General features: G+C 72.0%; 19 protein-coding genes. 9 read left to right on the top strand and 10 right to left on the bottom strand.

Annotation, left to right across the window (positions count from 1 at the left end; genetic code table 11):
* Positions 1-29 precede the first annotated feature (29 nt).
* The 5 genes from ACWD0A_RS04820 to ACWD0A_RS04800 form a co-directional block, all read right to left on the bottom strand.
* Positions 30-1,058, bottom strand: coding sequence for a hydroxyacid dehydrogenase (locus tag ACWD0A_RS04820; RefSeq protein WP_451294672.1), 1,029 nt, complete (start codon positions 1,056-1,058; stop codon positions 30-32).
* 33 nt (positions 1,059-1,091) lie between these two features.
* Positions 1,092-1,940: a carbohydrate ABC transporter permease gene (locus ACWD0A_RS04815; RefSeq protein WP_451294670.1), complete on the bottom strand. Its 849-nt coding sequence runs from the start codon at positions 1,938-1,940 to the stop codon at positions 1,092-1,094.
* Positions 1,937-2,833 (bottom strand): carbohydrate ABC transporter permease, encoded by an 897-nt coding sequence (locus tag ACWD0A_RS04810; protein ID WP_451294668.1) that lies wholly within the window; start codon positions 2,831-2,833, stop codon positions 1,937-1,939. The genes ACWD0A_RS04815 and ACWD0A_RS04810 overlap by 4 nt, the downstream gene beginning before the upstream one ends.
* Positions 2,834-2,841: 8 nt before the next feature.
* Positions 2,842-4,137: an ABC transporter substrate-binding protein gene (locus tag ACWD0A_RS04805; protein ID WP_451295055.1), complete on the bottom strand. Its 1,296-nt coding sequence runs from the start codon at positions 4,135-4,137 to the stop codon at positions 2,842-2,844.
* Between the two features lie 183 nt (positions 4,138-4,320).
* The gene (locus tag ACWD0A_RS04800; RefSeq protein WP_451294666.1) at positions 4,321-5,445 is read right to left on the bottom strand and encodes a substrate-binding domain-containing protein; all 1,125 of its coding nucleotides are present in this window, start codon (positions 5,443-5,445) and stop codon (positions 4,321-4,323) included.
* Positions 5,446-5,609: 164 nt separating this feature from the next.
* On the opposite strand from ACWD0A_RS04800, the gene ACWD0A_RS04795 reads away from it, so the two are divergent.
* Positions 5,610-7,457, top strand: coding sequence for a DUF2264 domain-containing protein (locus ACWD0A_RS04795; RefSeq protein WP_451294664.1), 1,848 nt, complete (start codon positions 5,610-5,612; stop codon positions 7,455-7,457).
* 252 nt (positions 7,458-7,709) lie between these two features.
* Here the strand turns inward: ACWD0A_RS04795 and ACWD0A_RS04790 are convergent, their stop codons facing one another.
* The 3 genes from ACWD0A_RS04790 to ACWD0A_RS04780 all read right to left on the bottom strand — a co-directional run bounded on the left by ACWD0A_RS04790 (position 7,710) and on the right by ACWD0A_RS04780 (position 10,785).
* Positions 7,710-8,483: an SDR family NAD(P)-dependent oxidoreductase gene (locus ACWD0A_RS04790; RefSeq protein WP_451294662.1), complete on the bottom strand. Its 774-nt coding sequence runs from the start codon at positions 8,481-8,483 to the stop codon at positions 7,710-7,712.
* A gap of 10 nt (positions 8,484-8,493) precedes the next feature.
* On the bottom strand, positions 8,494-10,002 hold the full coding sequence (locus tag ACWD0A_RS04785) for a multicopper oxidase family protein (RefSeq protein ID WP_451294660.1): 1,509 nt from the start codon (positions 10,000-10,002) through the stop codon (positions 8,494-8,496).
* 93 nt (positions 10,003-10,095) lie between these two features.
* The gene (locus ACWD0A_RS04780; RefSeq protein WP_451294658.1) at positions 10,096-10,785 is read right to left on the bottom strand and encodes an MOSC domain-containing protein; all 690 of its coding nucleotides are present in this window, start codon (positions 10,783-10,785) and stop codon (positions 10,096-10,098) included.
* An 82-nt stretch (positions 10,786-10,867) separates the two neighbouring features.
* Here ACWD0A_RS04780 and ACWD0A_RS04775 point away from each other — a divergent pair, with 82 nt between their 5' ends.
* A complete protein-coding gene (locus tag ACWD0A_RS04775) occupies positions 10,868-11,758 on the top strand; it encodes a LysR family transcriptional regulator (RefSeq protein WP_451294656.1) in 891 nt (296 codons plus the stop codon).
* A gap of 169 nt (positions 11,759-11,927) precedes the next feature.
* Here ACWD0A_RS04775 and ACWD0A_RS04770 read toward each other — a convergent pair whose 3' ends face one another.
* Positions 11,928-12,251, bottom strand: coding sequence for a WhiB family transcriptional regulator (locus ACWD0A_RS04770; RefSeq protein WP_177148662.1), 324 nt, complete (start codon positions 12,249-12,251; stop codon positions 11,928-11,930).
* Between the two features lie 452 nt (positions 12,252-12,703).
* Here ACWD0A_RS04770 and ACWD0A_RS04765 point away from each other — a divergent pair, with 452 nt between their 5' ends.
* From ACWD0A_RS04765 to ACWD0A_RS04750, 4 genes are all read left to right on the top strand, one after another.
* Positions 12,704-13,315: a response regulator transcription factor gene (locus tag ACWD0A_RS04765; protein WP_003948568.1), complete on the top strand. Its 612-nt coding sequence runs from the start codon at positions 12,704-12,706 to the stop codon at positions 13,313-13,315.
* A 210-nt stretch (positions 13,316-13,525) separates the two neighbouring features.
* Positions 13,526-14,113: a sigma-70 family RNA polymerase sigma factor gene (locus ACWD0A_RS04760; RefSeq protein WP_307713937.1), complete on the top strand. Its 588-nt coding sequence runs from the start codon at positions 13,526-13,528 to the stop codon at positions 14,111-14,113.
* A 126-nt stretch (positions 14,114-14,239) separates the two neighbouring features.
* Positions 14,240-15,739: an IMP dehydrogenase gene (guaB, locus tag ACWD0A_RS04755; RefSeq protein ID WP_307713936.1), complete on the top strand. Its 1,500-nt coding sequence runs from the start codon at positions 14,240-14,242 to the stop codon at positions 15,737-15,739.
* Positions 15,740-15,851: 112 nt separating this feature from the next.
* Positions 15,852-16,976, top strand: a complete 1,125-nt coding sequence (locus ACWD0A_RS04750; protein ID WP_451294653.1) for a GuaB3 family IMP dehydrogenase-related protein — start codon at positions 15,852-15,854, stop codon at positions 16,974-16,976.
* 206 nt (positions 16,977-17,182) lie between these two features.
* Here ACWD0A_RS04750 and ACWD0A_RS04745 read toward each other — a convergent pair whose 3' ends face one another.
* The gene (locus tag ACWD0A_RS04745) at positions 17,183-18,412 is read right to left on the bottom strand and encodes a nucleotide sugar dehydrogenase (protein WP_451294651.1); all 1,230 of its coding nucleotides are present in this window, start codon (positions 18,410-18,412) and stop codon (positions 17,183-17,185) included.
* A gap of 230 nt (positions 18,413-18,642) precedes the next feature.
* On the opposite strand from ACWD0A_RS04745, the gene ACWD0A_RS04740 reads away from it, so the two are divergent.
* The 3 genes from ACWD0A_RS04740 to ACWD0A_RS04730 all read left to right on the top strand — a co-directional run bounded on the left by ACWD0A_RS04740 (position 18,643) and on the right by ACWD0A_RS04730 (position 26,246).
* Positions 18,643-20,349: a glycerol-3-phosphate dehydrogenase/oxidase gene (locus tag ACWD0A_RS04740; protein ID WP_451294649.1), complete on the top strand. Its 1,707-nt coding sequence runs from the start codon at positions 18,643-18,645 to the stop codon at positions 20,347-20,349.
* Between the two features lie 336 nt (positions 20,350-20,685).
* On the top strand, positions 20,686-23,277 hold the full coding sequence (locus ACWD0A_RS04735; protein ID WP_451294647.1) for a protein kinase domain-containing protein: 2,592 nt from the start codon (positions 20,686-20,688) through the stop codon (positions 23,275-23,277).
* Between the two features lie 140 nt (positions 23,278-23,417).
* Positions 23,418-26,246, top strand: a complete 2,829-nt coding sequence (locus ACWD0A_RS04730) for a protein kinase (protein ID WP_451294645.1) — start codon at positions 23,418-23,420, stop codon at positions 26,244-26,246.
* Positions 26,247-26,281 lie beyond the last annotated feature (35 nt).

Genomic DNA, 26,281 nt, shown 5'->3' with positions numbered 1-26,281 from the left:
TTTTAGTGACGCAGGTCACGTCGGGCGCCTCAGGCCGAGCGCTCCAGCGTCCCCGGGTGGACCGGGTCGGCGAACGGCACACCCCGCGCGAACCGCTCCACCTCGTCCAGGGCCTGGTCGGCCATCCGGTGCAGCTCGCCGCCGAGCGACCCGGCGATGTGCGGCGTCAGCAGCACGTTCGGCAGGTCGTACAACGGCGAGTCCACCGGCGGCAGTTCGGGGTCGGTCACGTCGAGCACGGCGTCCAGCCGGCCGGAGACGAGCTCGGGCAGCAGCGCCTCCTCGTCGACGAGCGAGCCGCGCGCGGTGTTGATCAGCGTGGTCCCGTTCCGCATCAGGGCCAGCCGGCGGGCGCCGATCATGTGGTGGGTGGCCGGGACCTGCGGCGCGTGGACGGTGACGACGTCGGCGCGGGCGCAGAGCTCGTCCAGACCGGTGCGCTCGACACCGAGCTCCGCCGCCCCGGCGTCGTCCACATACGGGTCGTACAGCAGGACCCGCAGGTCGAAGGGGCGCAGCAGCTCGATCACGCGCCGTCCGATGCGGGACGCGCCGATGACTCCGACCGTACGGCGGTAGTTGCCGGCGCCGTCGAGCTCACGGTGCCAGTTGTGCTCGGTGCGCAGCTGCGCGTACCGGTGGGCGGAACGCAGCACCCGCTTGCCGGCGAAGAGGACGGCGGCGAGCGTGAACTCCGCGACGGGCAGGGCGTTGGCGGCCGCCGCCGAGGTCACGGCGATGCCCCGGTCCCAGCACGCCTGGGTGATGTGGTGCTTGACCGAGCCCGCGGCGTGCACGACCGCGCGCAGCCGGGGTGCGGCGGCGAGCACCTCTGCGGTGAGCGAGGGCGCGCCCCAGCAGGTCAGCAGCACCTCGGCCTCGGCGAGCGCGGCGGCGACGCGTTCCGAGGGGGCGGTCAGGTCGTGGGCGACGAGATGCGGGTCGGTGCGGGTCAGCGCGGTCAGCCGCTCGCGGTGGCGGTCGGCGAGCAGCCGGGCGGCGACGGCCGGATTCATGGCCAGCAGCAGCGCGGGGCGAGTGTCAGTGGCGTGGTGCATGGTGGGATCCGGGCTCCTCACAGGTCGCTTGGGTCACTTGACGCTGCCGGCGGTCAGGCCGGCCTTCCAGTGCCGCTGAAGTGGGACGAAGGCGACGATCAGGGGGATGACGGCGAGCAGGGAGCCGGTCACGACGAGCGGGTAGAACTCCGGCTCGGCGTGGGAGTTGCTGTTCCACGCGTACAGGCCGAGGCTCAGCGGGAAGAGCTTCTGGTCCGAAAGCATCACGAGGGGGAGGAAGAAATTGTTCCAGATCGCGGTGAACTGGAAGAGGAAGACAGTCACGAAGCCCGGCATCAGCATGCGCAGCCCGATGGACCAGAAGGTGCGCAGCTCACCGGCACCGTCGATACGGGCGGCCTCCAGGGCCTCGCCGGGGACGTAGCCGGCGCTGAAGACCCGGGAGAGGTACACACCGAAGGGGTGCACCAGTACGGGGAGGAGCACGGCCCAGTAGGTGTTGACGATGCCCACCTCACTGGCGAGCAGGTACATCGGCAGGGCGAGCGCGGTGGTCGGGACGAGCACCCCCAGCAGGACCACGCCGAACAGCTTCTCCTTGCCCCGGAAGTGGTACTTGTCGAAGGCGTAGCCCGCCGCGACGCTGATCAGCGAGCTGACCACGGCTCCGCCGCCCGCGTACAGCAGGCTGTTGAGGTACCAGCGGAAGTAGACGCCGTCGCCGTACGAGGCCAGGGCGGACAGGTTCGCGCCGAGGTTGAACCCCTCGAAGGAGAAGGCGTTTCCGGCGAGGAGGCCGCCGGTGTACTTGGTGGCCGCGGTGACCAGCCACACGAGAGGGAAGAGCGTGTAGAGCGTGGCGAGGGCGAGCGCGGCGTTGACGGCGCCCTTCGACATCCAGCGGGAGGCGGGGGAGCTCATGCCTGCTTCTCCTTCCGGCCGGTGAGGCGGGTGACCCCGAAGGAGAGCAGCGCGGCGGTGAGCGCGAGGAGTACGGAGGCGGCGGCCGCGAGTCCGTAGTCGTTGCGGTCGAAGGCCGCGGTGTAGGCGTACATGTTCGGTGTCCAGGTGGAGGTGACGGAGGAGCCGGTGCCCTTGTTGAGGATCAGCGGCTCGGTGAACAGCTGCAGCGATCCGATGACGGTGAAGAGCGCGACCATCACGAGCGAGGCGCGGATCAGCGGGACCTTGATGTTCAGCGCGGTGCGCCAGGCGCCCGCGCCGTCCACCGTGGCCGCTTCGAGCACGGAGCGGTCGATGGCCTGGAGAGCGGCGTAGAAGATCACCACGTTGTAGCCGAGCCACTCCCACAGTGCGATGTTGATCACGGAGGGCAGGGCGCCGTCGGTGGCGAAGAAGTCGAAGCCGATGCCCCCGGCCTCCATCGCCTCGACGACCGGGCTGAGTTGGGGGGTGTAGAGGTAGACCCAGATCAGGGCCGCGATGATGCCGGGGACGGCGTGCGGCAGGAAGAGCGCGAGCTGGAAGAAGCGGCGGGCGCGGGCGAGCGCCGAGTCGAGGAGCAGGGCGAGGACGAGGGCTCCGCCGATCATCAGCGGGATGTAGGACACGCAGTACCCGAGGAGTACGGCGAAGCCCTCGCGGAAGGCCGGGTCACCCAGCGCCGCCGCGTAGTTGTCGAGGCCGCCGAAGACGGTCTCTGTGCCGCCGAAGCCCAGTCCGGACTGCTTCTCGGTGAACAGGCTCAGCCAGACCGCGTAACTGATCGGCAGCACCATCACCAGCACGAAGAGGACGAAGAAGGGGGTCAGCAGGACGCCGGCAGCGGCGTTGGTACGGGTGCGGGCCTTCATGCTCTTCCTCAGCCCTCGACCTTCAGGCCGCGCTTGTCGAGCTCGGAGACGGTCGCGTCGTGTCCGGCCCTGACGGCGTCGGCGATCGTCGCGCCGCCGGTCGTGACCTTGCCGAAGGCGTCCTTGATGGCGGTGTTCGTGGTGCCGGAGGTCGGGCCCCATGCCCAGTTCGGGCCGATGGAGGCGCCTGCGTCCTCGAAGACCTGGTAGATGTCCTGGCCGCCGTAGTACTCCGTGTCGAACGCGGACTTGGCGGCCGGACGCAGTCCGGCGGCGGCGGGGAAGGCGCTGGAGGTGCCGGATTCGATCCGGGCCTTGATGCCGTCCTCGGTGGTCGTCATCCACTTCGCGAACTCGACCGCGGCCTCGGCCTTCTTGCTGTCCTTGGTCACGGCGAACGTGGAGCCGCCCAGCATGCCGCTGGCCGGCTTTCCGTCCCAGGTGGGCATCGGGGCGACGGCCCACTTGCCGCTCTGCTCGGGCAGCGTGCCCTTGAGGACGCCGGCGCCCCAGGAGGCGCCGAGGTAGCCGACGGTGCCGCCGCTCTTGAGGGAGTTGGTCCACTCGGGGCTGAAGGAGGCGTTGCTGCGGATGAGGTCGTCGTCGATGAGTCCCTGCCAGTACGCCGAGACCTCGGCCGTGGCGGCGTCCGTGGTGTCGATCTTCCAGGTGTCGCCCGCGGCCTTGAACCACTGGGCGCCGGCCTGCCAGACCATGGCCTGGAAGGTGGTCGGGTCGTCGGGGAAGAAGGTGCCTATGCGCGCCTTCCTGTCGGCCTTCTTCACCTTCTCGGCGGCCTTGCGGAAGTCGTCCCAGGTCTTGGGGACCTCGACGCCGTACTTCTCGAACAGGTCCTTGCGGTAGTAGAAGGCCTGCGGCGAGGCGTCGAAGGGGACGGCCCAGTTCTTGCCGCCGAGGGTGGTCAGTTCGACCGCCTGCGGCAGGAACTTCTTCTTGACGTCGTCGGGCAGGTGGGAGCTGATGTCCTGGACCGCGCCCTGGCTCACGAACTCGGGGAGCATCGGGTACTCGATGGAGACCAGGTCGGGCGCGTTGCCGGCCTTCACCGCGTTGGAGATCTTGGCGTAGCCTCCGGCGTTGCCGGAGGGGGTCTCCTCGAACGTCACGCGGATGTCGCTCTGCGAGGCGTTGAACGCGTCCACGACTTCCTGCGTCCCCTTGGCCCATCCCCAGAAGGTGATGGTCACCGGCTTCCCGTCGCTTCCCTCGGTCCGGGAGTCCGCGCCGCTGCCGCCGCAGGCCGTGAGCACGGCGAGGGCGGAGGCGGCGGCGATCGCGGCGATCGCGGCGACGGAGTCTCTGGTCCGGCGGGTCCGGACATTCCTGGTAGGGCTCACGGCACAGCTCCTGACAAAGCGGCGGCATTTGCGTTGGCCGCGATCCTTGGCCGAGGCGTGAGCGAAGTCAAGAACGAATGATCGAATGATTGAAAAGGTCAGTAACTGTTTCTGTCGGCGTCGGCCCGCTCAGGCGCCGGCTCCCGCCGCGCCCCCGCTCGCACGGCGCGCCCCGCACGAGTCCCGCACCCGCAGGCGCGGCAGCAGCGACAGGTGCCGCCGCGGCTCGTCCGCGTCGGGCCGGCCCGTGAGCCGCTCCACGAGCAGCCTCGTCGCCTCCCGGCCGACCTCGCGCTTGGGCGGGGCCACCGCGGTCAGCGGGATGTCGGCGAGCGCCGCCACCTCGTCGTCGTACGCGATCAGCGCCAGGTCGTCGGGCACCCGTACGCCCAGCTCGGCCAGCCGCTGCACCATCTGGATCGCGTCGACGTCGTTGTGCACCAGTGCCGCGCTCGCGGTGCCCGAGACCACCGCCTCGTGCAGAGCGCGCACGGCCGCCTCGAACTCCTCCGGACGCTGCTCGGCGGGCACCGAGTCGATCACGGCCCGGGGGGCGCGCAACCCCAGTGCGCCGACCGCGTCCGTGTACCCGGAGCGCACCGCGAGGGCGGTCGGGCTGTCGGCCCGGGCCACCAGCAGCGGTGTGCCGTGGCCCAGGTCCATCAGGTGGCGTACGGCCAGCAGGGTGCCGTGCCCGTGGTCGGACGCGACGCGGTCCATGCCGTCCAGGGCGCTGCCCGGCGCGGCGCGGCGCTCCAGCAGCACGGCGGGCACCGGCAGGCGGGTGATCCATTCGCCGTACTCGGCCGGGTCCCCGGGGGCGCGCCAGCCCGGGGCGATCAGCAGCCCCTCGGCGCCGGCGGCCAGCAGCCCCTCGGTGCGCATCGGGTCCTCCTCGGGCCGGTAGTCCGAGATCCGCAGGATCAGCCGGGAACCGGCGCGCGCGGCCGCCTCGTGGGCGCCGCGGATCACCTCGGCGAAGTAGTACGTCGAGGAGGGCGCGAGCAGTCCGAGCACGGGGCCGTGCCCGCCCGCCGCCGACGGCGCGCCGGCCGCCGCGGGACGCCGGCCCGGCCAGGACACCGAGCCGTGGACCCGGTCGAGCCTGCCCTCCCCGGCCAGGAGCTCGACGTCCCTGCGCGCGGTCACGGGCGAGACGCCCAGCAGAGCGGCCAGGTCGGAGACGCGTGCGCTGCCGCGTTCCCGTACCAGCTCCAGCAGTCGTTCGTGACGTTCGGCGGCACTCTCGCGCACGGTGAAGGTCCCCCTCGCAGTGTGTGGCCCGGCTGATGCCCACTCTACGGCAGAGTGATCGAACGGCGGGAAGTTTCGATCATTCAAAACGCAATCCATTGACGTTCGATCAAAGGAAGTTCATGCTTCCGCCGTCGCCCGTCGTCTCTGCTCAGGAGGGCATCATGCCGTTCGAGCCCACCGGCTGGACCCGGGAGCACTGGGAGAGCGCCGCCGACGACCTGCTTCTCGCCGTACGCCCGTGGGCCTCGGCTCGGAACGGCCTGATCAGCCTCCCCCGGTGCCCGCCCGAGCTGGTCGGGCCCCCGCTCCGACGGCCTCGAAGGTTACGCCCGTACGTTCCTCCTCGCCGCGCTCCGCGTCGCGAGCGCGGCCGGCGAGCGCACGGCTTCCTGCCCCAGTACGCCGAGGGGCTGGCCGCCGGCACCGAGGACCCCGTCCCCACGGGCGACCTGAGCCCCCACGCGCCCGATGCCTGGCCGCTCATGGCCGACGTGCGCCAGGCCGTCGTCGAATCCGCCTCCGTCGCCCTCGCCCTGCGGCTCACCCGCCCCTGGCTCTGGGACACCCTCGACGAGAGGACCCGCGAACGAGTCGTCGACTGGCTGCTCCCGGCCCTCGGTCCCTCGCCGGTCGACAACAACTGGTGGCTCTTCGGCCTCACCGTCGCTGGCTTCCTCCAGGACGCCGGCATCGAAACCGACCGGGCGCAGCGCACGATCGACCGCGCACTCGACCGCATCGAGCAGTGGTGGCTCGGTGACGGCTGGTACAGCGACGGCCCGAACCGCGCCTTCGACCACTACAACGCCTGGGCCTTGCACCTCTACCCCGTCCTGCACGCCCACCTCGCGGGCGACAAGGCCCTGCTCGACCACTACGGCCCGCGCCTGCACCGCCACCTCGACGACGTCACCCGCCTCTTCGACGCCAACGGCGCGCCCCTGCCCTACGGCCGCTCCCTGACCTACCGCTTCGCCGCGGCCGCGGCCCCCTGGCTCGGCGCGCTGACCGGCCACACCCCGCTGGCCCCCGGCGCCACCCGCCGGCTCGCCTCCGGCACCCTGCGCCACTTCCTCGACCGGGGCGCCGGGGACGAACGAGGGCTGCTCACCCTGGGCTGGTACGGCACCTACGAACCGGCCGTCCAGAGCTACTCCGGCCCCGCGTCCCCCTACTGGGCCTCCAAGGGCTTCCTCGGTCTGCTCCTGCCCGCGACCCACCCGGTGTGGACCGACCCCGAGGAACCTCTCCCCGCCGAGACCGAGGACGCGGTCACCACGCTGGGCCCGCCCGGCATGCTGATCCAGTCCACCGCCGCCGACGGTCTCGTACGCCTCCACAACCACGGCAGCAACCACGTGGACCCGCGGGAGGACGACCCCGGGTACGCCCGGTTCGCCTACTCCACCCGGACCGGCCCGGCCATCGAGACCGCCGACAACCACTTCGCCCTGCTCATCGACGGTGCACCTACCCGGCGCGGCCCCGCCGAGCCGCTCGGCCACGGCCCCGGCTGGGCCGCCTCCGCCCACACCCCGCACCCCGGCGTGCGCGTCGTGTCCGCCACGCTCGCGCACGACCGCGCCGAGGTCCGCGCCCATCTGGTCGTCGGTGCGCCGCCCGGGACGCCGGTCCGCCAGACCGGCTGGGCCACCGACGGCACGGTGACCGCCCAACTCCACCCCGTCCACGGCTACGGCGTCGCGGCGGAGTCGGCGACGGGCCCGACCCTGGTCGCCGACCGGAGCCGTACGCACGTGCTCGAAGGGCGCACCGAGTCGGCCGAGTCGCTCTTCGTCGCCCTCGCCTCGGTGACCGCTGAGCCGGACCCGGCCCCCGTCGCCACCCTCGCAGACGTCCAGATCACCGGCCGCACCATCCGGGTGACCTGGCCGGGCAACGTCACCCGCGGAGTGACGCTCGACCCGAGGACGTCAGACGTTCGGACAGAAGTCCAGCAGGAGACAGAAGGACTTCCGGATGTCGTAGGTGTGACCGTCTGCATCTGATACGTGGGCGACGGCGGCCCTCAACCGGCGTACCTGGACGCCGAGATCGGTGGGCACGAAAGAACGTTGCGTGGCTGGGACTGCTTCCCGCTCAGGCAGCCCAGGCGGTGCTCAAGACAGGGCAGTCGTCGGGCAGACGCACGTGCTGTCAAACGCCCCGGAGTGATCCAGGGAGCGTCCTCGATCTCGGGAAGCACTCCCATTCGAGTCGACTTTCCGCAACCCCTCCAACAAGCCTCCCTCTGTCTGACGCTACTGCGGCCCGTACTTGCGGCCTGCTCGCGAACTGACCCCTCCGAGCAGGCCGCGCGGCGCCAGCTTCACCACGCCCATCAGCGCCTTGTACCGCGGATCGGGGATCGACAGCGACTTGCCCTTCGCCAGATCCGCCAGCGCCGACGACACAAGCTTGTCGGCGTCGAGCCACATCCAGCCCGGGATGTTGTCCGTCCCCATCCCGGCCCGCTGGTGGAACTCCGTCCGGACGAAACCGGGGCACAGAGCCATCAGCCGCACGCCCGAGCCCGCCATGTCCCGCGCCACGCCCTGCGTGAACTGCACGACCCACGCCTTCGACGCGCCGTACGTGCCGCGCGGCACGAACGCCGCCACCGAGGCCACGTTCACCACGCCTCCGCGGCCCCGCTCCCGCATCGAGCCGGCCGCCGCCGACGTCAGCCGCAGCACCGCCTCGCAGTGCACCTTCAGCATCGTCAGCTCGTCGGCCATGGACACCTCCAGGAAGCGTCCCTTGTTGCCGAAGCCGGCGTTGTTGATCAGCAGATCGACCGGGTGCCTGCGGTCCGCGAGCCGTTTCTCGACCGCCGCCATCCCCTCGTCCTCGGACAGATCCGCCGTCAGCACCTCCGCCTCGATGCCGTGCCGGTCGTGCAGCTCGGTGGCCTGCTCCTGCAGCCGCTCGGTGTCGCGGGCCACCAGCACCAGATTGCGTCCCTCGGCCGCCAGCCGTCGCGCGAACGCGGCGCCGATGCCCGCGGTCGCTCCCGTGATCAGTGCAGTCGTCATAGGCGGCACGTTAGTGCCCCGCGTGTGAGGGCGGCGTACGCACCTCGCCCGCCCGCTGTCCCTTCTCGACGACCACGAACTGGCCCATCATGCCCTCGTCCTCGTGGTACAGCAGGTGGCAGTGGTACATGTACGGAGTGTCCGGGTCGGCCGGGCCGGTGAACCGCACGGCAATCCTCACGCTCCCGTTGCCGGGCACGAAGACGGTGTCCTTGGCGCCGCGCAGATGCGGCGGGGGCTGCCGCCCGTCGACCTCCACCACCCGGAACTGCGCGTCGTGCACATGGAAGTTGTGCGGCATCCCGTCGTCGTTGCGCAGGACCCAGGTCTCGGTGGTGCCCCGGGTGACGGTCTCGTCGATCCGCTCCATGGACATCGGCCTGCCGTTGATGCCCGACCGCTGAAGGCCGAAGAACCGTGTCCGCACCGATTCCCCGGCGTCCGGCAGCTCCGGCTCGCCGAGCCGTCCCGGAAGCTCCGGGGAGGGGCGCAGCGTCTTCGCGGCGCGCAGCTCCAGCACGTCGAACGCGTCGTCGCCGCCGTTGAACCGGGTCTGCCAGAAGTCGCCCAGACTCTGCGGATGGCTGCGCAGCACCGCACGCTCGCCGGGCCGCATCCGCACCACTATCTCCGCCCGTTCACCGGGTGAGAGCCGGACACGGTCCGTCGGCACCGCCTCCTCCAGCAGCCCGCCGTCCGACGCGACGAGCGAGAAGCGCCGGTCGTCGGCGAAGCCGAAGTGGTAGACGCGGGCGGTGGAGGCGTTGAGCAGGCGCAGCCGGACCAGCTCGTCACCGACCTCCTTGTACGGGTCGAGAGTGCCGTTGACCAGGGTCCGGTCGCCCAGGAAGCCGCTGTTGGACATGAGCTTGTGGCCGTGGTCGAACTGTGCGCCGTCGAAGCGGACGTCCTGCACGATGACGGGCAGGTCGTCGACGCCGTACCGCTTCGGCAGCGGAAGCCGCGCCGACCTCTCGTCGTCGAGCAGGAACATGCCGGCCAGTCCGCGCCGCACGTGCTGCTCCGTCTTCCCGTGCGGATGCGGGTGGTACCAGAGCGACGCCGCCGGCTGGTCCACCGTCCAGTGCGGGCTCCAGGTGCCGCCGGGCGCCACCGCCTGGTGCGGGCCGCCGTCCATCGCGGCGGGCAGGTGCATGCCGTGCCAGTGCACGGTGGAGGTCTCGCCCAGACTGTTCCGTATCCGCACCTGGACCTTGTCGCCGCGTGCGGCCCGCAGGGTCGGTCCCAGATAGTCGCCGTTGAAGCCCCAGGTGGGCGTCCGCAGCCCGGCTCTGAACTCCTTGTGCCCGGCCTGCATCGTGAGATCGAAGACCTTGGTGCCGTCACGCCCGACGGTCGGTTCGGCCAGGGGCGGCACGGCCAACTCGCGGCTGAACGAGGCGCCGACGGTCGACACCCGGGCGTCGGAGTACAGCCAGAAGAACCCGCCGCCGACCGCGACGGCGAAGGCGACGGCGACAGCCGTGAGGATGACGATGACGCGCTTGAGCCGGGACATGCCTCCAGCGTCCCGGCCGCCGCGCGCGGCCACATCGGGGCCCGTCCCCCATCGGCCCCCGATCCAACTGACGTCCCCTCTCGGGGATTTCCCCTACGAGGCGACCGGCTGCTCCGCGCCCCCGGCCCCGTACCTGGCCACGTACTGCCGCGCCTCGCGCAGCTGCTCGGGGTGCAGCGCGTCGCCCGCGGCGAGCACCCGGGGCAGCAGGGCGCGTTCCGTGGTTCCGGCCCGGAACGACAGCGAGACGGTGACCTCGTGCTCCGGCCGGTGCACGATCTCGATCGGGTCGCCCGCACGGATCTCACCGGGCGTGATCACCCGCAGGTACGCCCCGGGGGCGGCGGCCCGGGTGAACCGCCTGACCCAGCCTTTCTCGTCAAGCCAGCTCGCGAAGGTCCGGCACGGGATGCGTCCGCCGGTGACCTCGAGCACCAGTTCTTCGCCGATCCGCCAGCGCTCGCCGATCCTCGCGCCGTTGACGTCGAGCCCGCTCGTCGTGAGGTTCTCGCCGAACGAGCCGCTCGCCAGCGGCCTGCCCAGCTCCTTCTCCCAGAGGTCCAGATCCTCGCGCGCGAAGGCGTAGACGGCCTGGTCCGCGCCCCCGTGGTGACGCAGGTCGGATATGGCGTCGCCGGCCACCCCGCTGCCTCCCTCGCCCTTGCGGCCCGGGTCGCTCACCCGGACGGCCCCCTCCGCGGGGCGCTTGTCGATGCCGGTCGTGCCGGTGTCCGCGTAGTCCACCGGCTTCAGCCGCCCCACGTTCACACTCAGAAGCTTCATACGGGGCACGCTAGCCCGGGGCTCCTCAAAGGAACCAGTCGATATTTCCCCTCGGCCCCCAAGGCTCCCTTATGCTCAAAGGATGATCGAAGCCCGTCACCTCCGTGTCCTGCGTGCCGTCGCCGCCACCGGCTCCTTCTCCGCCGCCGCGCGCGAACTGGGCTGCACCCAGCCCGCGGTCAGCCAGCAGATGAAGGCGCTCGAGACCTCGGCCGGCACGCCGTTGCTCATCCGTACGGGCCGGGAGATGCGCCTGACCCAGGCCGGCGAAGTGCTCGTCCGGCACGCCTCCGGCATCCTCGCGGGGCTCACCGCGGCGGAGGAGGAGATCGCGGCCATCGCCGGTCTCCGGGCGGGCCGGGTCCGGCTGGTGTCGTTCCCGAGCGGCAGCTCCACACTCGTGCCGACCGCGCTCGCCGCCCTGCGCGCGGCACACCCCGGCACCAGGGTCTCCCTGGTGGACGCCGAGCCGCCCCGCTCCGTCGAGATGCTGCGCGAGGGCGACTGCGACGTGGCCCTCGCCTTCCGTTACGGCACGGCGGGCGCCGAATGGGACGACCTCGTGGTGCGTCCGCTGCTCACCGACCGGCTCGTCGGGCTCGTGCCGGAGGGGCACCGCCTGGCGGGAGCGGAGAGCGCCGCGATCGGCGATCTCACCGACGAGCCGTGGATCGCGGGCTGCCCGCGCTGCCGCCGTCAGCTCGTGGAGGTCTGCGAGGAGGCGGGCTTCACTCCCCGGATCGACTTCGCGACGGACGACTATCCGGCGGTGATCGGGCTGGTGGGCGCCGGCCTGGGCGTGGCCGTGCTACCGGAGCTCGCGCTGGAGTCGGTGCGCCCCAAGGGCGTGCGGACGATCACGGTGACCCCGCCCGTCGTGCGCGAGATCGTCGCCCTGACCCTGCCCGACCTGTCCCAGGTCCCGGCGGTCGCGGCGACCCTCGACCAGCTGACCCTGGCGGCCCGGCGCTGAGGACGCGGAAGCCGGTCCCGGCAGAGGCCGGGACCGGCGGGGATTCGGGGGCTGGGGGGCGCAGGGGGATCGCCCGTTGCCGCTCGTGCAGATGATCGTCGTCGTCGTCGCTGTCGTATTCGCTCATACACGCGAAGGAACGTTTCTTCGATAGCCCGCGGTCCTGGCGTCAGCCACCCACCGCGCCGCCCGCGCTCGTCGCGGGGATCAGTCGATGGCGTGCGCGTCCCATGAGCTCTTCGCGCTCGTCCTCGGTCAGCCCGCCCCAGACGCCGTACGGTTCGCGCACGGCCAGCGCGTGTGCGGCGCACTCGGCCCGGACGGGGCACCGCATGCAGACCTCTTTCGCCGAGTTCTCGCGCGCACTGCGCGCGGCACCGCGCTCGCCTTCCGGATGGAAGAAGAGCGAGCTGTCGACCCCACGGCATGCCGCGAGGAGCTGCCAGTCCCACAGATCGGCGTTGGGTCCGGGAAGGCGAGAGAAATCTGCCATAGCGCATGTCCCCTTGAAACCGTGCTGAGTGGATACAGGACAAGTCGGATACGGACGGGACTCCTGGCCGGCCTGTGCCGGATCCGGCACCCCGCACTGTGCCAACGACCGTACATCTGCTGTGTAAGTAGATGTAAATATGACTCATTGCGAATCTAGCCAAAGACACCAGCGAATGGGAAGAAAAGCCGCTGAATGGGGCACGACTTGCCGAAGAAACGACGGTGACCTGCGGCGCTGCGGTTCGCGTACGGCCCCTTACGCAGAGTGCCGAAGAGCCTCGCCCGACCCGTAACTCTTTCGAGTGACCGTCGTTGAGAGGGCGGAGGCGGTTGAAGGAACAAGCTGTCGGGCACATGTCCGAGAGCGTTCAACCGCTCAGGTGATGAAACGTACCCAGCCTGGAGGCTCAAGGTGACGCGCATTTGCTGCGAGAGCCACGGAGGTCAGTCATGACATCCGTCCTCGTCTGCGACGACTCCCCGCTTGCCCGAGAGGCGCTCCGCCGCGCGGTCGCGACCGTGCCCGGCGTCGAGCGCGTGACGACCGCGGCCAACGGCGAGGAAGTCCTCCGCCGCTGGGGCGCGGACCGCTCGGACCTGATTCTGATGGACGTACGCATGCCCGGACTGGGCGGCGTCGAGACCGTGCGTCGGCTGCTGTCGGCCGATCCGGGCGCCCGGATCATCATGCTCACCGTCGCCGAGGATCTGGACGGTGTCGCGCTCGCGGTCGCCGCCGGCGCCCGGGGTTATCTGCACAAGGACGCCTCGCGCGCCGAACTGCGGGCGACCGTGACCCAGGCGCTCGCCGACCCGACGTGGCGGCTCGCCCCGCGCCGGCTCCGCTCGGCCGAGATGGGCGCCGCGCCCACCCTCACCGCGCGCGAGATCCAGGTGCTGGAGGGCATGAGCCACGGCCGGTCCAACGCGGAGATCGGGCGTGAGCTGTTCCTGTCCGAGGACACGGTGAAGACGCACGCCAGGCGCCTGTTCAAGAAGCTCGGCGCCTCGGACCGGGCGCACGCGGTGGCGCTCGGATTCCGGTGGGGCCTGGTCCGCTGAGTGGGCCCGCACGGGGTGACGGATGCCCGAGGGCATCCGTTTCCCGCGCGATGCCGCATCCTTGAGGGTGTGGAGTTCCTCGGGGACAAGTCGGTCGAGCGGGAGGGGAGGGCGCAGGAGATGAGTTCCGGCGCACCTGCTCATAACGCTTCGGTGCACAACATGGGACGCGGTGCCACGGACGCTCCGGCGCCGAGGCACCATGGACCGATGCGTGACGACGAGGCGGCGAACGCCCAGGGGGCCATCGGTGCGCTCGTCCATCGTGCCGTCGACGGCGACGAGCAGGCCACGCACGACCTGCTCGCGCACGTCCACCCGCTCGCGCTGCGTTTCTGCCGTTCCCGTCTGAACAGACTTCCGGGCGACGCCCGGCACTTCGCCGACGACCTCGCCCAGGAGGTGTGCGTCGCGGTGCTGATGGCACTGCCGCGCTACAGGGACACCGGAAGGCCCTTCGAGGCCTTCGTCTTCGCCATCGCCTCGCACAAGGTCGCCGACCTGCAGCGGGCCGCGATGCGGCACCCCGGCTCGACGGCCGTGCCGTCCGACGAGATGCCCGAGCGGCCCGACGACTCCCTCGGCCCCGAGGAGCGCGCGCTGCTCAGCGACGACGCCGAGTGGGCCAAGAGGCTTCTCGCCAACCTCCCGGAGAACCAGCGCGAGCTGCTGGTGCTGCGCGTCGCCGTAGGGCTGACGGCGGAGGAGACGGGGCAGATGCTGGGGATGTCGCCGGGTGCGGTGCGAGTCGCCCAGCACCGTGCGCTGAGCCGACTGCGGGCGCTGGCCGAGCAGTGATCCGCGTGGTGGCCGCGTACGTATGAACGTACAAAGCTGCTTACTGATCTTGATCGTGGAATGAGACGGGTGCCGAGCCCGTTAGCATGGACATCCGCACCGATCAAGGCCATTGGGGAAGGTGTCATGACCAACGTCGACGGAGTGCCCGAGAAATTCGCGACACTCGGGCTGACCTACGACGATGTGCTTCTGCTGCCGGGTGCGTCGGAAGTGCTTCCTAACGCAGTCGACACCTCGTCCCGTGTCTCCAGGAATGTCCGGGTGAACATCCCGCTGCTCTCGGCGGCGATGGACAAGGTTACCGAGTCCCGCATGGCGATCGCGATGGCGCGCCAGGGCGGCGTGGGTGTGCTGCACCGCAATCTGTCCATCGAGGACCAGGTGAACCAGGTCGACCTGGTCAAGCGTTCCGAGTCCGGCATGGTGACCGACCCGATCACGGTGCACCCGGACGCCACCCTCGCCGAGGCCGACGCCCTGTGCGCCAAGTTCCGCATCAGCGGTGTGCCGGTGACCGACGCGGCGGGCAAGCTGCTCGGCATCGTCACCAACCGTGACATGGCCTTCGAGTCGGACCGCACACGCCAGGTGCGCGAGGTCATGACCCCGATGCCGCTGGTCACCGGCAAGGTGGGCATCTCCGGCGTGGACGCCATGGAGCTGCTGCGCCGCCACAAGATCGAGAAACTTCCGCTGGTCGACGACGCCGGCATTCTCAAGGGCCTCATCACGGTCAAGGACTTCGTCAAGGCCGAGCAGTACCCGAACGCGGCGAAGGACGCCGAGGGCCGTCTGCTCGTCGGAGCGGCCGTCGGTGCGAGCCCGGAGGCGCTGGAGCGGGCCCAGGCACTGGCCGGTGCGGGCGTCGACTTCCTGATCGTAGACACCTCGCACGGACACAACAGCAACGCCCTCAACTGGATGGCGAAGATCAAGTCGAGCGTCGGTGTCGACGTCATCGGCGGCAACGTGGCGACGCGCGACGGAGCCCAGGCCCTGATCGACGCGGGCGTGGACGGCGTCAAGGTCGGCGTCGGACCCGGTTCCATCTGCACCACGCGTGTGGTCGCCGGCATCGGTGTCCCGCAGGTCACCGCGATCTACGAGGCGGCGCTGGCCTGCCGCGCCGCAGGCGTCCCGGTGATCGGCGACGGTGGCCTGCAGTACTCCGGAGACATCGGCAAGGCGCTCGCCGCAGGGGCCGACACGGTCATGCTGGGCAGCCTTCTCGCGGGCTGCGAGGAGTCCCCCGGTGAACTGCTCTTCATCAACGGCAAGCAGTTCAAGTCGTACCGGGGCATGGGCTCGCTCGGGGCGATGCAGTCTCGCGGCCAGGGCCGCTCGTATTCCAAGGACCGCTACTTCCAGGCAGAGGTGGCCTCCGACGACAAGCTCGTTCCCGAGGGCATCGAGGGCCAGGTGCCCTACCGCGGTCCGCTCGCGGCCGTGCTGCACCAACTGGTCGGCGGCCTGCGCCAGACCATGGGCTACGTCGGAGCGGCCTCCATCGACGAGATGGAGAGCAAGGGCCGGTTCGTCCGGATCACCTCGGCGGGTCTCAAGGAGAGCCACCCGCACGACATCCAGATGACGGTCGAGGCGCCGAACTACAGCAGGAAGTAGCGCGTACGTCCCACGAGGGGCGGTCCCGGGTCGCCGGGGCCGCCCCTCGTGTGTGGGTCGGGGATACTGGTAGGGCCCCAGGCGCAGAAGTAAGAGGGAAAGGCCACACATCGTGACTGAGATCGAGATCGGGCGCGGCAAGCGCGGCCGCCGGGCGTACGCGTTCGATGACATCGCCGTCGTACCGAGCCGGCGCACGCGGGACCCGAAGGAGGTCTCGATCGCCTGGCAGATCGACGCCTACCGCTTCGAGCTGCCCTTCCTGGCCGCCCCGATGGACTCGGTCGTCTCCCCGAGCACCGCGATCCGCATCGGCGAGATGGGCGGTCTCGGCGTCCTGAACCTCGAGGGCCTGTGGACCCGCTACGAGGACCCGCAGCCCCTGCTCGACGAGATCGCCGAGCTGGACCCGGAGAGCGCCACGCGCCGGCTCCAGGAGATCTACGACGCTCCGATCAAGGAGGAGCTGATCGGGCAGCGCATCAAGGAGGTGCGCGACTCGGGCGTCGTCACCGCCGCCGCGCTCTCCCCGCAGCGCACCGCGCAGTTCTCGAAGGCCGTCGTCGACGCCGGTGTCGACATCTTCGTCATCCGCGGCACGACGGTCTCCGCCGAGCACGTCTCCGGCGCCGCCGAGCCGCTGAACCTCAAGCAGTTCATCTACGAGCTCGACGTCCCGGTCATCGTCGGCGGCTGCGCCACCTACACCGCCGCGCTGCACCTGATGCGCACGGGCGCGGCGGGCGTCCTCGTGGGCTTCGGTGGCGGAGCCGCGCACACCACGCGCAACGTGCTGGGCATCCAGGTGCCGATGGCGACCGCCGTCGCCGACGTGGCCGCGGCCCGCCGCGACTACATGGACGAGTCCGGCGGCCGGTACGTCCACGTCATCGCCGACGGCGGTGTGGGCTGGTCGGGCGACCTGCCGAAGGCGATCGCCTGCGGCGCGGACGCCGTGATGATCGGCTCGCCGCTGGCGCGCGCGACCGACGCGCCGGGCAAGGGTCGCCACTGGGGCATGGAGGCCGTCCACGAGGACGTGCCGCGCGGCAAGCTGGTCGACCTGGGCATCGTGGGCACGACCGAGGAGGTCCTGACCGGTCCCTCGCACAGCCCGGACGGGTCGATGAACTTCTTCGGCGCGCTGCGCCGGGCGATGGCGACGACCGGCTACAGCGAGCTCAAGGAGTTCCAGCGGGTCGAGGTCACGGTGGCGGACTCGCAGCACAGCCGCTGACGTCCGGCCGTACACAGAGAAGGGCCCGGCACTTCGGTGCCGGGCCCTTCCCTGTGCGGGGTGCGCGTCAGCCGTCGGCCTTCCCGGATCGCGGCGCCCGCGCGGACGCCGTGTGTCCTGCCGTCCGCGGCCTCCCGTACCTGCGTCGGGTCGCCCGCGACGACCCGTACCGGGACCGGATCTGTCCAGCGCCGCACCCCGGCTCCTCAGAGGCGGTGGGCCGCGCCCGCGGGGGTCGCTCCCCGGGTGTCGAGCAGGAGTTGCGCCTTGACCGCCAGTCCCTGGAGGTCGTACGTGCGGTGGTGTTGGAGCAGCACCGTCAGGTCCGCGTCGGCGGCGGCCTCGTAGAGCGAGTCGGCGCGGGGGACGGGCCGTCCGTTCACCTGCCAGTCCGGGACGTACGGATCGTGGTAGCTGACGGATGCGCCGAGGTCCATCAGGCGGCGGGCGATCTCGGTGGCGGGAGAGCCGGTCAGGTCGGCGAGGTCGGGCTTGTAGGTGATGCCGAGGAGCAGGACGCGGGCGCCGCGTGCCGACTTGCCGTGCTCGTTGAGGAGCGTGGCGCTGCGCTGGATGATGTACTGCGGCATCCGGGTGTTGATGTCCTGGGCGAGGCCGACCATGCGCAGGGTACGGCCCGTGGGCGGGAGGTGGCCGGGGTCGAGGGGGACGCCGTGCCCGCCGACGCCGGGGCCGGGACGGAAGGCCTGGAAGCCGAACGGCTTGGTCTCGGCGCAGCGGATGACGTCCCACAGGTCGATGCCGAGATCGTGGCAGAGGACGGACATCTCGTTGACCAGCGCGATGTTGACGTGCCGGAAGTTCGTCTCCAGCACCTTGACGGTCTCGGCCTCGCGCAGGCCGCGTGCCCGGACGACCTTGTCGGTGAGCCGGCCGTAGAAGGCTGCGGCCGACTCGGTGCACGCGGGGGTGAGGCCGCCGATGACCTTGGGGGTGTTGGCGTAGCCGTGGTCCCGATTGCCGGGGTCGGTGCGGCTGGGGGAGTAGGCCAGGTGGAAGTCGCGCCCCGCGCGCAGGCCGGAGCCCTGTTCGAGCAGCGGGCGGAGGAACTCCTCGGTCGTGCCGGGCTGGACGGCCGATTCGAGGAGCACGGTGGTGTGCGGGCGCAGCCGGGAGGCGAGGGCGCGGGCCGCGTCCGCGAGTGCCGTGAGGTCGGGCGCGCCGTCCGGGCCGGGGGGTGTGGGGGCGCAGATGACGGCGGTGCGCACCCGTCCCAGTTCGGCCGCGTCGGTGACCGTGCGGAAGCCGGCGGAGAGCATGCGGCGGATGTCCGCGGCGGTGACTCCGGCGGCCGGTTCGGCGGGGCGGCGCGGGTCGGGGTCGTAACCGATGGTCTCGATGCGAGCTGCCACGGCGGCCTGGGCGAGGGGCAGACCGAGGTGGCCGAGTCCGATGACGGCGAGATCTGCGGGCATGGCGGTGGCCGTCCTTTCCCATAGCCGGAGGGGACAGAGGTCGCAAGCCCTGTGGGCGGAACGGGCGTGCGCAATGTCAGACTAGGCGTAAATATGACCGTTATGCCGGATTGTGGGCGTGTGGCTAACGGAGTGTTATCCACAGGCGGTGGCTGAAGTCGGTGAGTGCGGACAGAATCGAGGTTGTGAGCCCGACCGCAGGGAACGCACGGGGGCGACGGGAGGCAGCAGTGAGGACAGCGACACTGGGACCCGAGGAGCGCGCCGCAGCGCTCGCCGGTATGGCCGAGCGTGAACTGGACGTGCTGGTGGTCGGCGCCGGCGTCGTCGGAGCGGGCACCGCGCTGGACGCGGCGACGAGAGGTCTGGCGACGGGGCTAGTCGAGGCGCGCGACTGGGCGTCGGGCACGTCGAGCCGGTCGAGCAAGCTCATCCACGGTGGTCTGCGGTATCTGGAGATGCTCGACTTCGCCCTGGTCAGAGAGGCGCTCAAGGAGCGCGGGCTGCTCCTGGAGCGGCTGGCCCCCCACCTGGTCAAGCCGGTGCCCTTCCTCTATCCGCTGCAGCACAAGGGCTGGGAGCGGTGGTACGCGGGATCGGGCGTCGCGCTGTACGACGCGATGTCGGTCTCCTCCGGCCACGGGCGCGGTCTGCCCGTGCACCGCCATCTGTCACGGCGTCATGCGCTGCGGGTGGCACCCGCGCTGAAGAAGGACGCGCTCGTGGGCGCCCTGCAGTACTACGACGCCCAGATGGACGACGCCCGTTTCGTCACGACCCTGGTACGCACGGCCGCGAGCTACGGAGCCCACGTGGCCAGCCGCGCAAGGGTGGTCGGCTTCCTGCGCGAGGGTGAGCGGGTCGTCGGGGCACGGGTGCTCGATGTCGAGGCCGGCGGGGAGTACGAGATCCGTGCCCGCCAGATCGTCAATGCGACCGGGGTGTGGACGGACGACACGCAGGCGCTGATCGGCGAGCGCGGACAGTTCCACGTGCGGGCGTCCAAGGGCATCCACCTCGTGGTGCCGAAGGACCGCATCCACTCCTCCACCGGTCTGATCCTGCGGACCGAGAAGTCGGTGCTGTTCGTCATCCCGTGGGGCCGGCACTGGATCGTCGGCACCACGGACACCGACTGGGACCTGGACAAGGCGCACCCCGCCGCGTCCAGCGCGGACATCGACTACCTGCTGGAGCACGTCAATTCGGTGCTCGCCGTGCCCCTCACCCGCGACGACGTCCAGGGGGTGTACGCGGGGCTGCGGCCGCTGCTCGCCGGCGAGTCCGACGCGACGAGCAAACTCTCCCGCGAGCACACGGTGGCGCACCCGGTGCCGGGGCTGGTGGTCGTGGCGGGCGGCAAGTACACGACGTACCGGGTGATGGCGAAGGACGCGGTGGACGAGGCGGTGCACGGTCTCGACCAGCGGGTGGCCACATGCGTCACGGAGGAGACCCCGCTCCTCGGCGCCGAGGGCTACCGCGCTCTGTGGAACGCCCGGGCGAGGATCGCGTCGCGGACCGGGCTCCATGTCGTGCGCGTGGAGCACCTGTTGAACCGGTACGGCTCCCTGACCGAGGAGCTGCTGGCGCTGATCGCCGAGGACCCCTCGCTCGGCGAGCCGCTCACCGGCGCCGACGACTACCTCCGCGCCGAGGTCGTCTACGCGGCCTCGCACGAGGGCGCACGCCATCTGGACGACGTGCTGACGAGGCGCACCAGGATCTCGATCGAGACCTTCGACCGGGGGACGCGCTGTGCGCGGGAGTGCGCGGAGCTGATGGCTCCGGTGCTGGGGTGGGAGAAGGCGCACGTCGAGAAGGAGGTCGAGCACTACGAGAAGCGGGTCGAGGCGGAGCGGGAGTCGCAGCGTCAGCCGGACGACCTGACGGCGGACGCGGCGCGGCTGGGGGCACCGGACATCGTGCCGATCTGACGGACGCTCCGGGGCTCGGCCGGAGCGTGCCCGTCCGCTCCGGCGGGCAGGCCGGCCTCCCCGACCGTTTCCGCCGAGCCCTGATCGGCGGTGAGCCGCCTCGCTCACGGGGGCGGGCAAGACGGGCAAAGCCCCCACCGGCACAGGGGCGGACTTCACACCGCGTGACCGCCCGATTGGGCGCCGTGTCCGCGCGCCCGTGTGCGCCCGGTGGATGGACCCGGGAGAGATTCCCGTCCCGGAGTAGGGGACAATGGTCGCTCTGCCAGGGCGGGTTACCGCATCGAGCGGGAAGCGGCAGGCGCGGGCGAAGATCAGGGATCGCAGAGGGGACGCATGTCGGAGGCTGAGCAGTCGCGGGAGCCCCAGCGGGACGAGACCGAGGGGGCCGGCCTCGCCGGCAAGGGCGAGGACTCCGCCGTGGGCGCCGGGGGCGGCAGCGGCGACTCCAAGCCCGAGGACGCGGGGGAAGCGACGGGGGGAGCGGCGCGTGGCGGGACGGTGACGGCCCCTCAGAGCGGTGCGTCCGATGCCGGGGCGGGGGACGAGACGCCGTCCGGCGAGACGTCGTCAGGTGACGCGTCGTCCGATGAGGCATCGGCCGGAGACCTGTCGTCCGCTGACGTCAAGCCCTCGGACGCCGGCGTCACGGAGGGAGCTGCCGCGGAGGACCCGGCGGCAGGCACGGACGACGGCGACGAGGTGGGCTCCGACGCGGGTGACGCTCCCGCGGCCGATGACGTGACGGCCTCGGGCGCGGCCGAGGACGTGGCCGGCACGACCACTGGCAACGGGGACGCGGCGCCCTTCGGCGCGGTCGAGGCCGGCGCTGACAGTGACGTGGCCTCCGACAGCGCGGCCGGCAGCGGCCCTCGCGACGGCGGCGCGGCAGCCACCGGTGCGGGTAAGGCCGCCTCCGGCGGCGGCGCGGCAGCCACAGATGCGGGTAAGGACGCCACCGGCGTCGCCGAGAGCGGCACCCGCCGTGGGGCCGCGGGGGCCGGAGCCAAAAGGGTCGCCCCCAGCGGCGCCAAGGCGCCCGAAGGGCGGTTGCTGGCCGGGCGTTACCGGCTGGGAGGCGTGCTCGGCCGCGGTGGGATGGGCACCGTGTGGCGTGCCGTCGACGAGACGCTCGGGCGCACCGTCGCCGTCAAGGAGCTGCGCTTCCCGAATGCGATCGACGAGGAGGAGAAGCGCCGGCTCATCACGCGTACGCTCCGCGAGGCCAAGGCCATCGCCCGGATCCGTAACAACAGCGCCGTCACCGTCTACGACGTCGTCGACGAGGACGACCGGCCGTGGATCGTCATGGAGCTCGTCGAGGGCAAGTCGCTCGCCGAGGTCGTGCGCGAGGACGGCGTCCTGACGCCCCGTCGTGCCGCCGAGGTCGGGCTCGCGATCCTCGACGTGCTGCGTTCCGCGCACCGCGAGGGCATCCTGCACCGCGACGTGAAGCCGTCGAACGTGCTCATCGGCAAGGACGGCCGCGTAGTCCTCACCGACTTCGGCATCGCCCAGGTCGAGGGCGACCCGTCGATCACGTCGACCGGCATGCTCGTCGGCGCCCCTTCGTACATCTCGCCCGAGCGCGCCCGCGGCCACAAGCCCGGCCCCGCCGCGGACCTGTGGTCCCTCGGCGGCCTGCTGTACGCGAGCGTCGAGGGCTGCCCCCCGTACGACAAGGGTTCGGCGATCGCGACGCTGACCGCTGTCATGACCGAGCCGCTCGACCCGCCGAAGAACGCGGGCCCGCTGGAGGAGGTCATCTACGGCCTGCTCGCCAAGGACCCGGCCCAGCGGCTCGACGACGCGGGCGCCCGCGCTCTGCTCACACAGGTGGTCAACGCCCCCGAGGCGCCGGTCCGGACGGCCGAGATCGAGGCCCCGGTGGAGCAGACGCGGGCCATACGGATCCCGCCGGTCCCGCCCGTTCTCCCAGCATCGCGCCCGGATGCCAAGCCGAAGGACCCGGCGGCCGAGCGGCTGCGCGGGGCCCTGCGTTCCGTGCGGAACGCCGCCGCGGCGGCCAAGGCCGATTCGAGGGCCGAGGCGGGCGTGGGGGCGAGAACCGCGACCACGGCCGGGGCTCCGGCCGCTTCCGCCGCTCCGTCCTCCGGCAGGCCCGCCCCCGTCCGCGCGCCGCTCACCGATGTGGTGCCCCGCCGCACCCTGGTGATCATCGCGGTCGTCGCCGCGCTGGTGGTGCTGTCCACCGTGCTCGTCTTCGCGTTCGGCGGCGACGACAAGGCCAACGAGGGCAAGGGCAAGGGGGACACCGCCGCGTCGGCGGGCTCGACCGCGGGCGGCGACGGCAAGGCCACCGCCGGCAGCGATGCGACCCCGGACACCGGGAAGGGCACGGACGAGGGCGACGGCAAGGACGACGGCAAGGACGACCAGGCCGGCACCGGCACGTCCGGCGGGCAGCCGTCCGGCGACGGGAGCGGCACCGGCGGGGGCAAGGACGCCCTGCCCTCGGGATACGTGATGGTCTCCAACGACCAGTTCCACTTCACCATGGCGATGCCCGAGAAGTTCCGGTTCACCGGCATCGCGGGCCGCAACTCCGGTGCCAAGTACAGCGTCGACGGCGGCGTGCCGCGCGTCCAGGTCGACTTCACCGCCAGCCCGGGGGGCGATGCGGCCGCCGCCTGGTCCGCGGCCGTCCTCGGCGTCAGGTCGACGAGCACCGGCTACAAGCACCTCGGCATCCGGAAGGTCGACTACAACGGCTATCCGACCGTCGCCGACTGGGAGTTCGAGCGCACCGAGAACGGGCAGCGGGTGCGCATTCTGAACAGGGGCTTCAAGGTCGACGCCAAGCACGGCTACGCGATCATGATCACGTGCAAGGCGAGTGAGTGGGACGACGACGAGTGCCGGACGCTGCGCAGGACGGCGTTCGTGACGTTCAGCCCCAAGGACTGAGCAAGGCCACGTATCGTGAGAACTCGCGGACGGATCGCAGCGACAAGGGGCCGTTGAGCGACCGGTATTGACGGCTTCGTGCGGTTGTGTGCGGTGTTTCCGGACCGGCCGGGGGAACAACGCGCACGTGGGGAGGCGTCGTGGAGGACTATGCGGGAAGGGTGCTCGCCGACCGCTACCGCCTGCCGTTGCCGCCCTCCGACGCGTTCGAGCTGGCCGAGACGCGCGCCTTCGACACGTACAGCGGACATGAAGTGCTGGTGCGGCAGGTGCCGTTGCCGGAGGTCGTGGACGCGGAGGTGGTCGACGGCGACGGGCTCGCAGGCTCCGCCGTGCCCCGGCGGATACCGGGGCGGGCGACCCGGCGCCCCACGGACCCGGCCGTGCTCCGGGCCGTCGAGGCCGCGCAGGCGGCGGCGCAGATCCCCGACCATCCGCGCCTCGACCAGGTCTTCGACGTCTTCGCCGAGGACGGCTCGCTCTGGATCGTGAGCGAGCTCGTCGGCGCACGCCCGCTCGCCGCCCTCCTCGCCGAGAAGCCGCTCAGCCCGTACCGCGCGGCCGAGGTGGCGTCCGACGTGCTCACCGCGCTGCGCGTGCTGCACGCCCACGGCTGGACCCACCGGAACATCACCGTGCGCACCGTCCTCGTCTGCGACGACGGCCGCGTGGTGCTCACCGGCCTGGCCTCCGGAGCGGCCGAGGAGGCGCTCTGCGGGTACGCGCCGGTCCCCGAGCCGCCCGGGTCCGGCCCCGACGGTCCAGAGGCCGGTTTCGACGGCCCCGGCTCCGGTCACGACCTCGCGGGCGCCCCGGAAGGGACCGGCGCCGAGCCGGTGCCGCGGCCGCGGTTGGGCGGCGCACCGGACGGCCCGGCCGCCCTGGAGCCCGCCCGGTCCGCGTTGCCCCGCCAGGCAGGCGCGGACACCGGCCAGGTCCCCGACGTACGAGCCGCCAGGGCGGGCGCCATAGCGGCCTACCGCGCGGGCGCCCGCGCGGCGGCCCGCGTCCAGGACGGCCAGGCGCGCGACAACGGGCGGTACACGGGCGGCGCCGACGACGACCGCCCCGTGCAGGACGGCCTCGACCCCGACTGGTGGGCCCGTCGCCCGGGCGAGGGCACGGACCTCCGCGCAGGCGACGAGGCAACGGCCTACGACGACGCCGACCAGGGCGGGGCATCCGCGGACGACGACGCCGGCCACGACGAGGCATCCGCGTACGACGACGACTACGAGGACGGGCCCGGCAGCGCCCGCCTCGCCGGGACCTGGCACGACGCTCCACTCCCCGGCCGCGACGGCCCGGGCCCCCTGTCCGCGGGCGGCGGCAGCCGGCCCGCGCTGCCCGCGGCGCGCCCCGCCCAGGAGACCCTGCGGAACGACTCGTACCGCGACGACCCCTACGGCGTGCGCCAGGCGGCGGCCGGTCACGGGCGCCCGGACGGCGGCGCCCACGGAGCCCGTCCCGCGCTGCCGGCCGCCCGCCCGGACAGCGCGGCGACGGGCAGCTGGAACCGCGGCGGTGGCGGCGGGGACGCCCTGCGCGCCGACGCCCAGCGCCGTCCACTCCCGGCCGGGGGCTCCCCGGCGCCCGCGTCCGACCGCTGGGACGACGTCGTGGCGGGCGGCGACGCCGCCCCCGTCTTCCGCGGCCCGACCACGCCGCTGGCGGCCGAGCGTGCGCGCCAGGCGCGGATCGCCGTCGTCGGCGCGGTCACCGAGCGGTGGGCCCCCGAGCAGGCCGGACCGGTCCACGAGAACTGGCAGCTGGCCGCCCCCGTCGGACCCGCGACGGACCTGTGGGCGCTCGGCGCGCTGCTCTTCCGGGCCGTCCAGGGCCACGCCCCGTATCCCGAGGAGAGCGCCGCCGAGCTGGTCCAGCTCGTGTGCGCGGAGCCGCCCGCGTTCGCGGAGGAGTGCGGGCCGCTGCGTCCGGTCGTCGAATCGCTGCTGCGTCAGGACCCCACGGAGCGGCCGGACTTCGAGGAGCTGCGCGGCTGGCTGCGGTCCCTGGTGCGCTCCGCGCCGGAGCCCGAGGCGGGCATGGGCGTCGTGCCGCTTCCCGCGGGCCCGGTGGACGCCTCGCGCCTGCCGGTCGTACGGCGGCGGGGCGAGCTGGTGCGCAGGCGCCGGTCCGGCGGCCGGGAGGCGGCGCACGGCCGGCACCGGCAGCAGGGACCGAGAGGCGGTGTCCGTCCGGGGCGGGTCGAGCGCCGGGACCACCAGGTGCGTCCGGAGCGGCAGCCGTACGGCGGTCGGGCTCGCGCGCCGCGTGCCCTGGGCCGCACCTTGCTGCTGCTGATCCTGCTCGCCGTGGTGGCGGCCGTCGCGTACGCGTTCCTGTTCATGCCCAAGGCCGGCTCCGGGGAGCCGGACCAGGGCGCCGGCCGCACGGCGGGTGCGGGGCCGAGCCCGGGGCGGACGGGCGGTGACGGGGAGGGCGGTCAGGGGCCCTCGCCGAGCGGGAGCCCCGGTGCGCAGCAGCCTCAGACGTCGGCACCGGCCGCGAACCTTCCCGACGGCTACGTGCTGCGCGAGGACCCCGAGGGCTTCCGGCTCGCCGTCGACGAGGACTGGCAGCGCAGGCCGATCAACGACGCCGGTCAAGTGCGTTACACCGACGGCGACTTCACGCTGATCGTGGTGCCCGGCCGGGACCGGGTGAGCACCAGCGGCGACGATCCGCTGATCTACCAGCGCGACAAGGAGCGGGAGCTTCAGCCGTTCCGGGACTCGTCGTGGGCCAGCGCGAGCGGACTGCGCCGCATCGACGTGGGCCAGCAGTCGATGGCGGAGGGCCAGTTCACCTGGCAGGACAGTACCGGCCGCGAGGTGTTCGTCCGCAACCTCGCGCTGATCGTCGGGGACAGCTATCACGTGATCCAGGTGATCGGACCCGCCGACCGCCGGGACCGGGTCACCGAGATCCATCAGCAGGCCACGGCCACCTACCGCGTCACGCGCTGAGTCGCGGCCCGCCGTCAACCGCCCTGCCGGGCCTC

Source organism: Streptomyces sp. NPDC002867, from assembly GCF_053591895.1.
Note: the sequence above shows the minus strand (reverse complement) of the source record. Positions and strands in the feature narration are given on the sequence as shown.

Excerpts from the sequence above, each read along its gene's own strand:
- ACWD0A_RS04810 (WP_451294668.1), bottom strand. The coding sequence starts at position 2,833 with ATGAAGGCCCGCACCCGTACCAACGCCGCTGCCGGCGTCCTGCTGACC.
- ACWD0A_RS04735 (WP_451294647.1), top strand. The coding sequence starts at position 20,686 with ATGTCGGAGGCTGAGCAGTCGCGGGAGCCCCAGCGGGACGAGACCGAG.
- ACWD0A_RS04770 (WP_177148662.1), bottom strand. The coding sequence starts at position 12,251 with ATGGCAGATTTCTCTCGCCTTCCCGGACCCAACGCCGATCTGTGGGAC.
- ACWD0A_RS04790 (WP_451294662.1), bottom strand. The coding sequence starts at position 8,483 with ATGACGACTGCACTGATCACGGGAGCGACCGCGGGCATCGGCGCCGCG.
- ACWD0A_RS04785 (WP_451294660.1), bottom strand. The coding sequence starts at position 10,002 with ATGTCCCGGCTCAAGCGCGTCATCGTCATCCTCACGGCTGTCGCCGTC.
- ACWD0A_RS04815 (WP_451294670.1), bottom strand. The coding sequence starts at position 1,940 with ATGAGCTCCCCCGCCTCCCGCTGGATGTCGAAGGGCGCCGTCAACGCC.
- ACWD0A_RS04820 (WP_451294672.1), bottom strand. The coding sequence starts at position 1,058 with ATGCACCACGCCACTGACACTCGCCCCGCGCTGCTGCTGGCCATGAAT.
- ACWD0A_RS04760 (WP_307713937.1), top strand. The coding sequence starts at position 13,526 with ATGCGTGACGACGAGGCGGCGAACGCCCAGGGGGCCATCGGTGCGCTC.
- ACWD0A_RS04795 (WP_451294664.1), top strand. The coding sequence starts at position 5,610 with ATGCCGTTCGAGCCCACCGGCTGGACCCGGGAGCACTGGGAGAGCGCC.
- ACWD0A_RS04765 (WP_003948568.1), top strand. The coding sequence starts at position 12,704 with ATGACATCCGTCCTCGTCTGCGACGACTCCCCGCTTGCCCGAGAGGCG.
- guaB (WP_307713936.1), top strand. The coding sequence starts at position 14,240 with ATGACCAACGTCGACGGAGTGCCCGAGAAATTCGCGACACTCGGGCTG.
- ACWD0A_RS04775 (WP_451294656.1), top strand. The coding sequence starts at position 10,868 with ATGATCGAAGCCCGTCACCTCCGTGTCCTGCGTGCCGTCGCCGCCACC.
- ACWD0A_RS04745 (WP_451294651.1), bottom strand. The coding sequence starts at position 18,412 with ATGCCCGCAGATCTCGCCGTCATCGGACTCGGCCACCTCGGTCTGCCC.
- ACWD0A_RS04780 (WP_451294658.1), bottom strand. The coding sequence starts at position 10,785 with ATGAAGCTTCTGAGTGTGAACGTGGGGCGGCTGAAGCCGGTGGACTAC.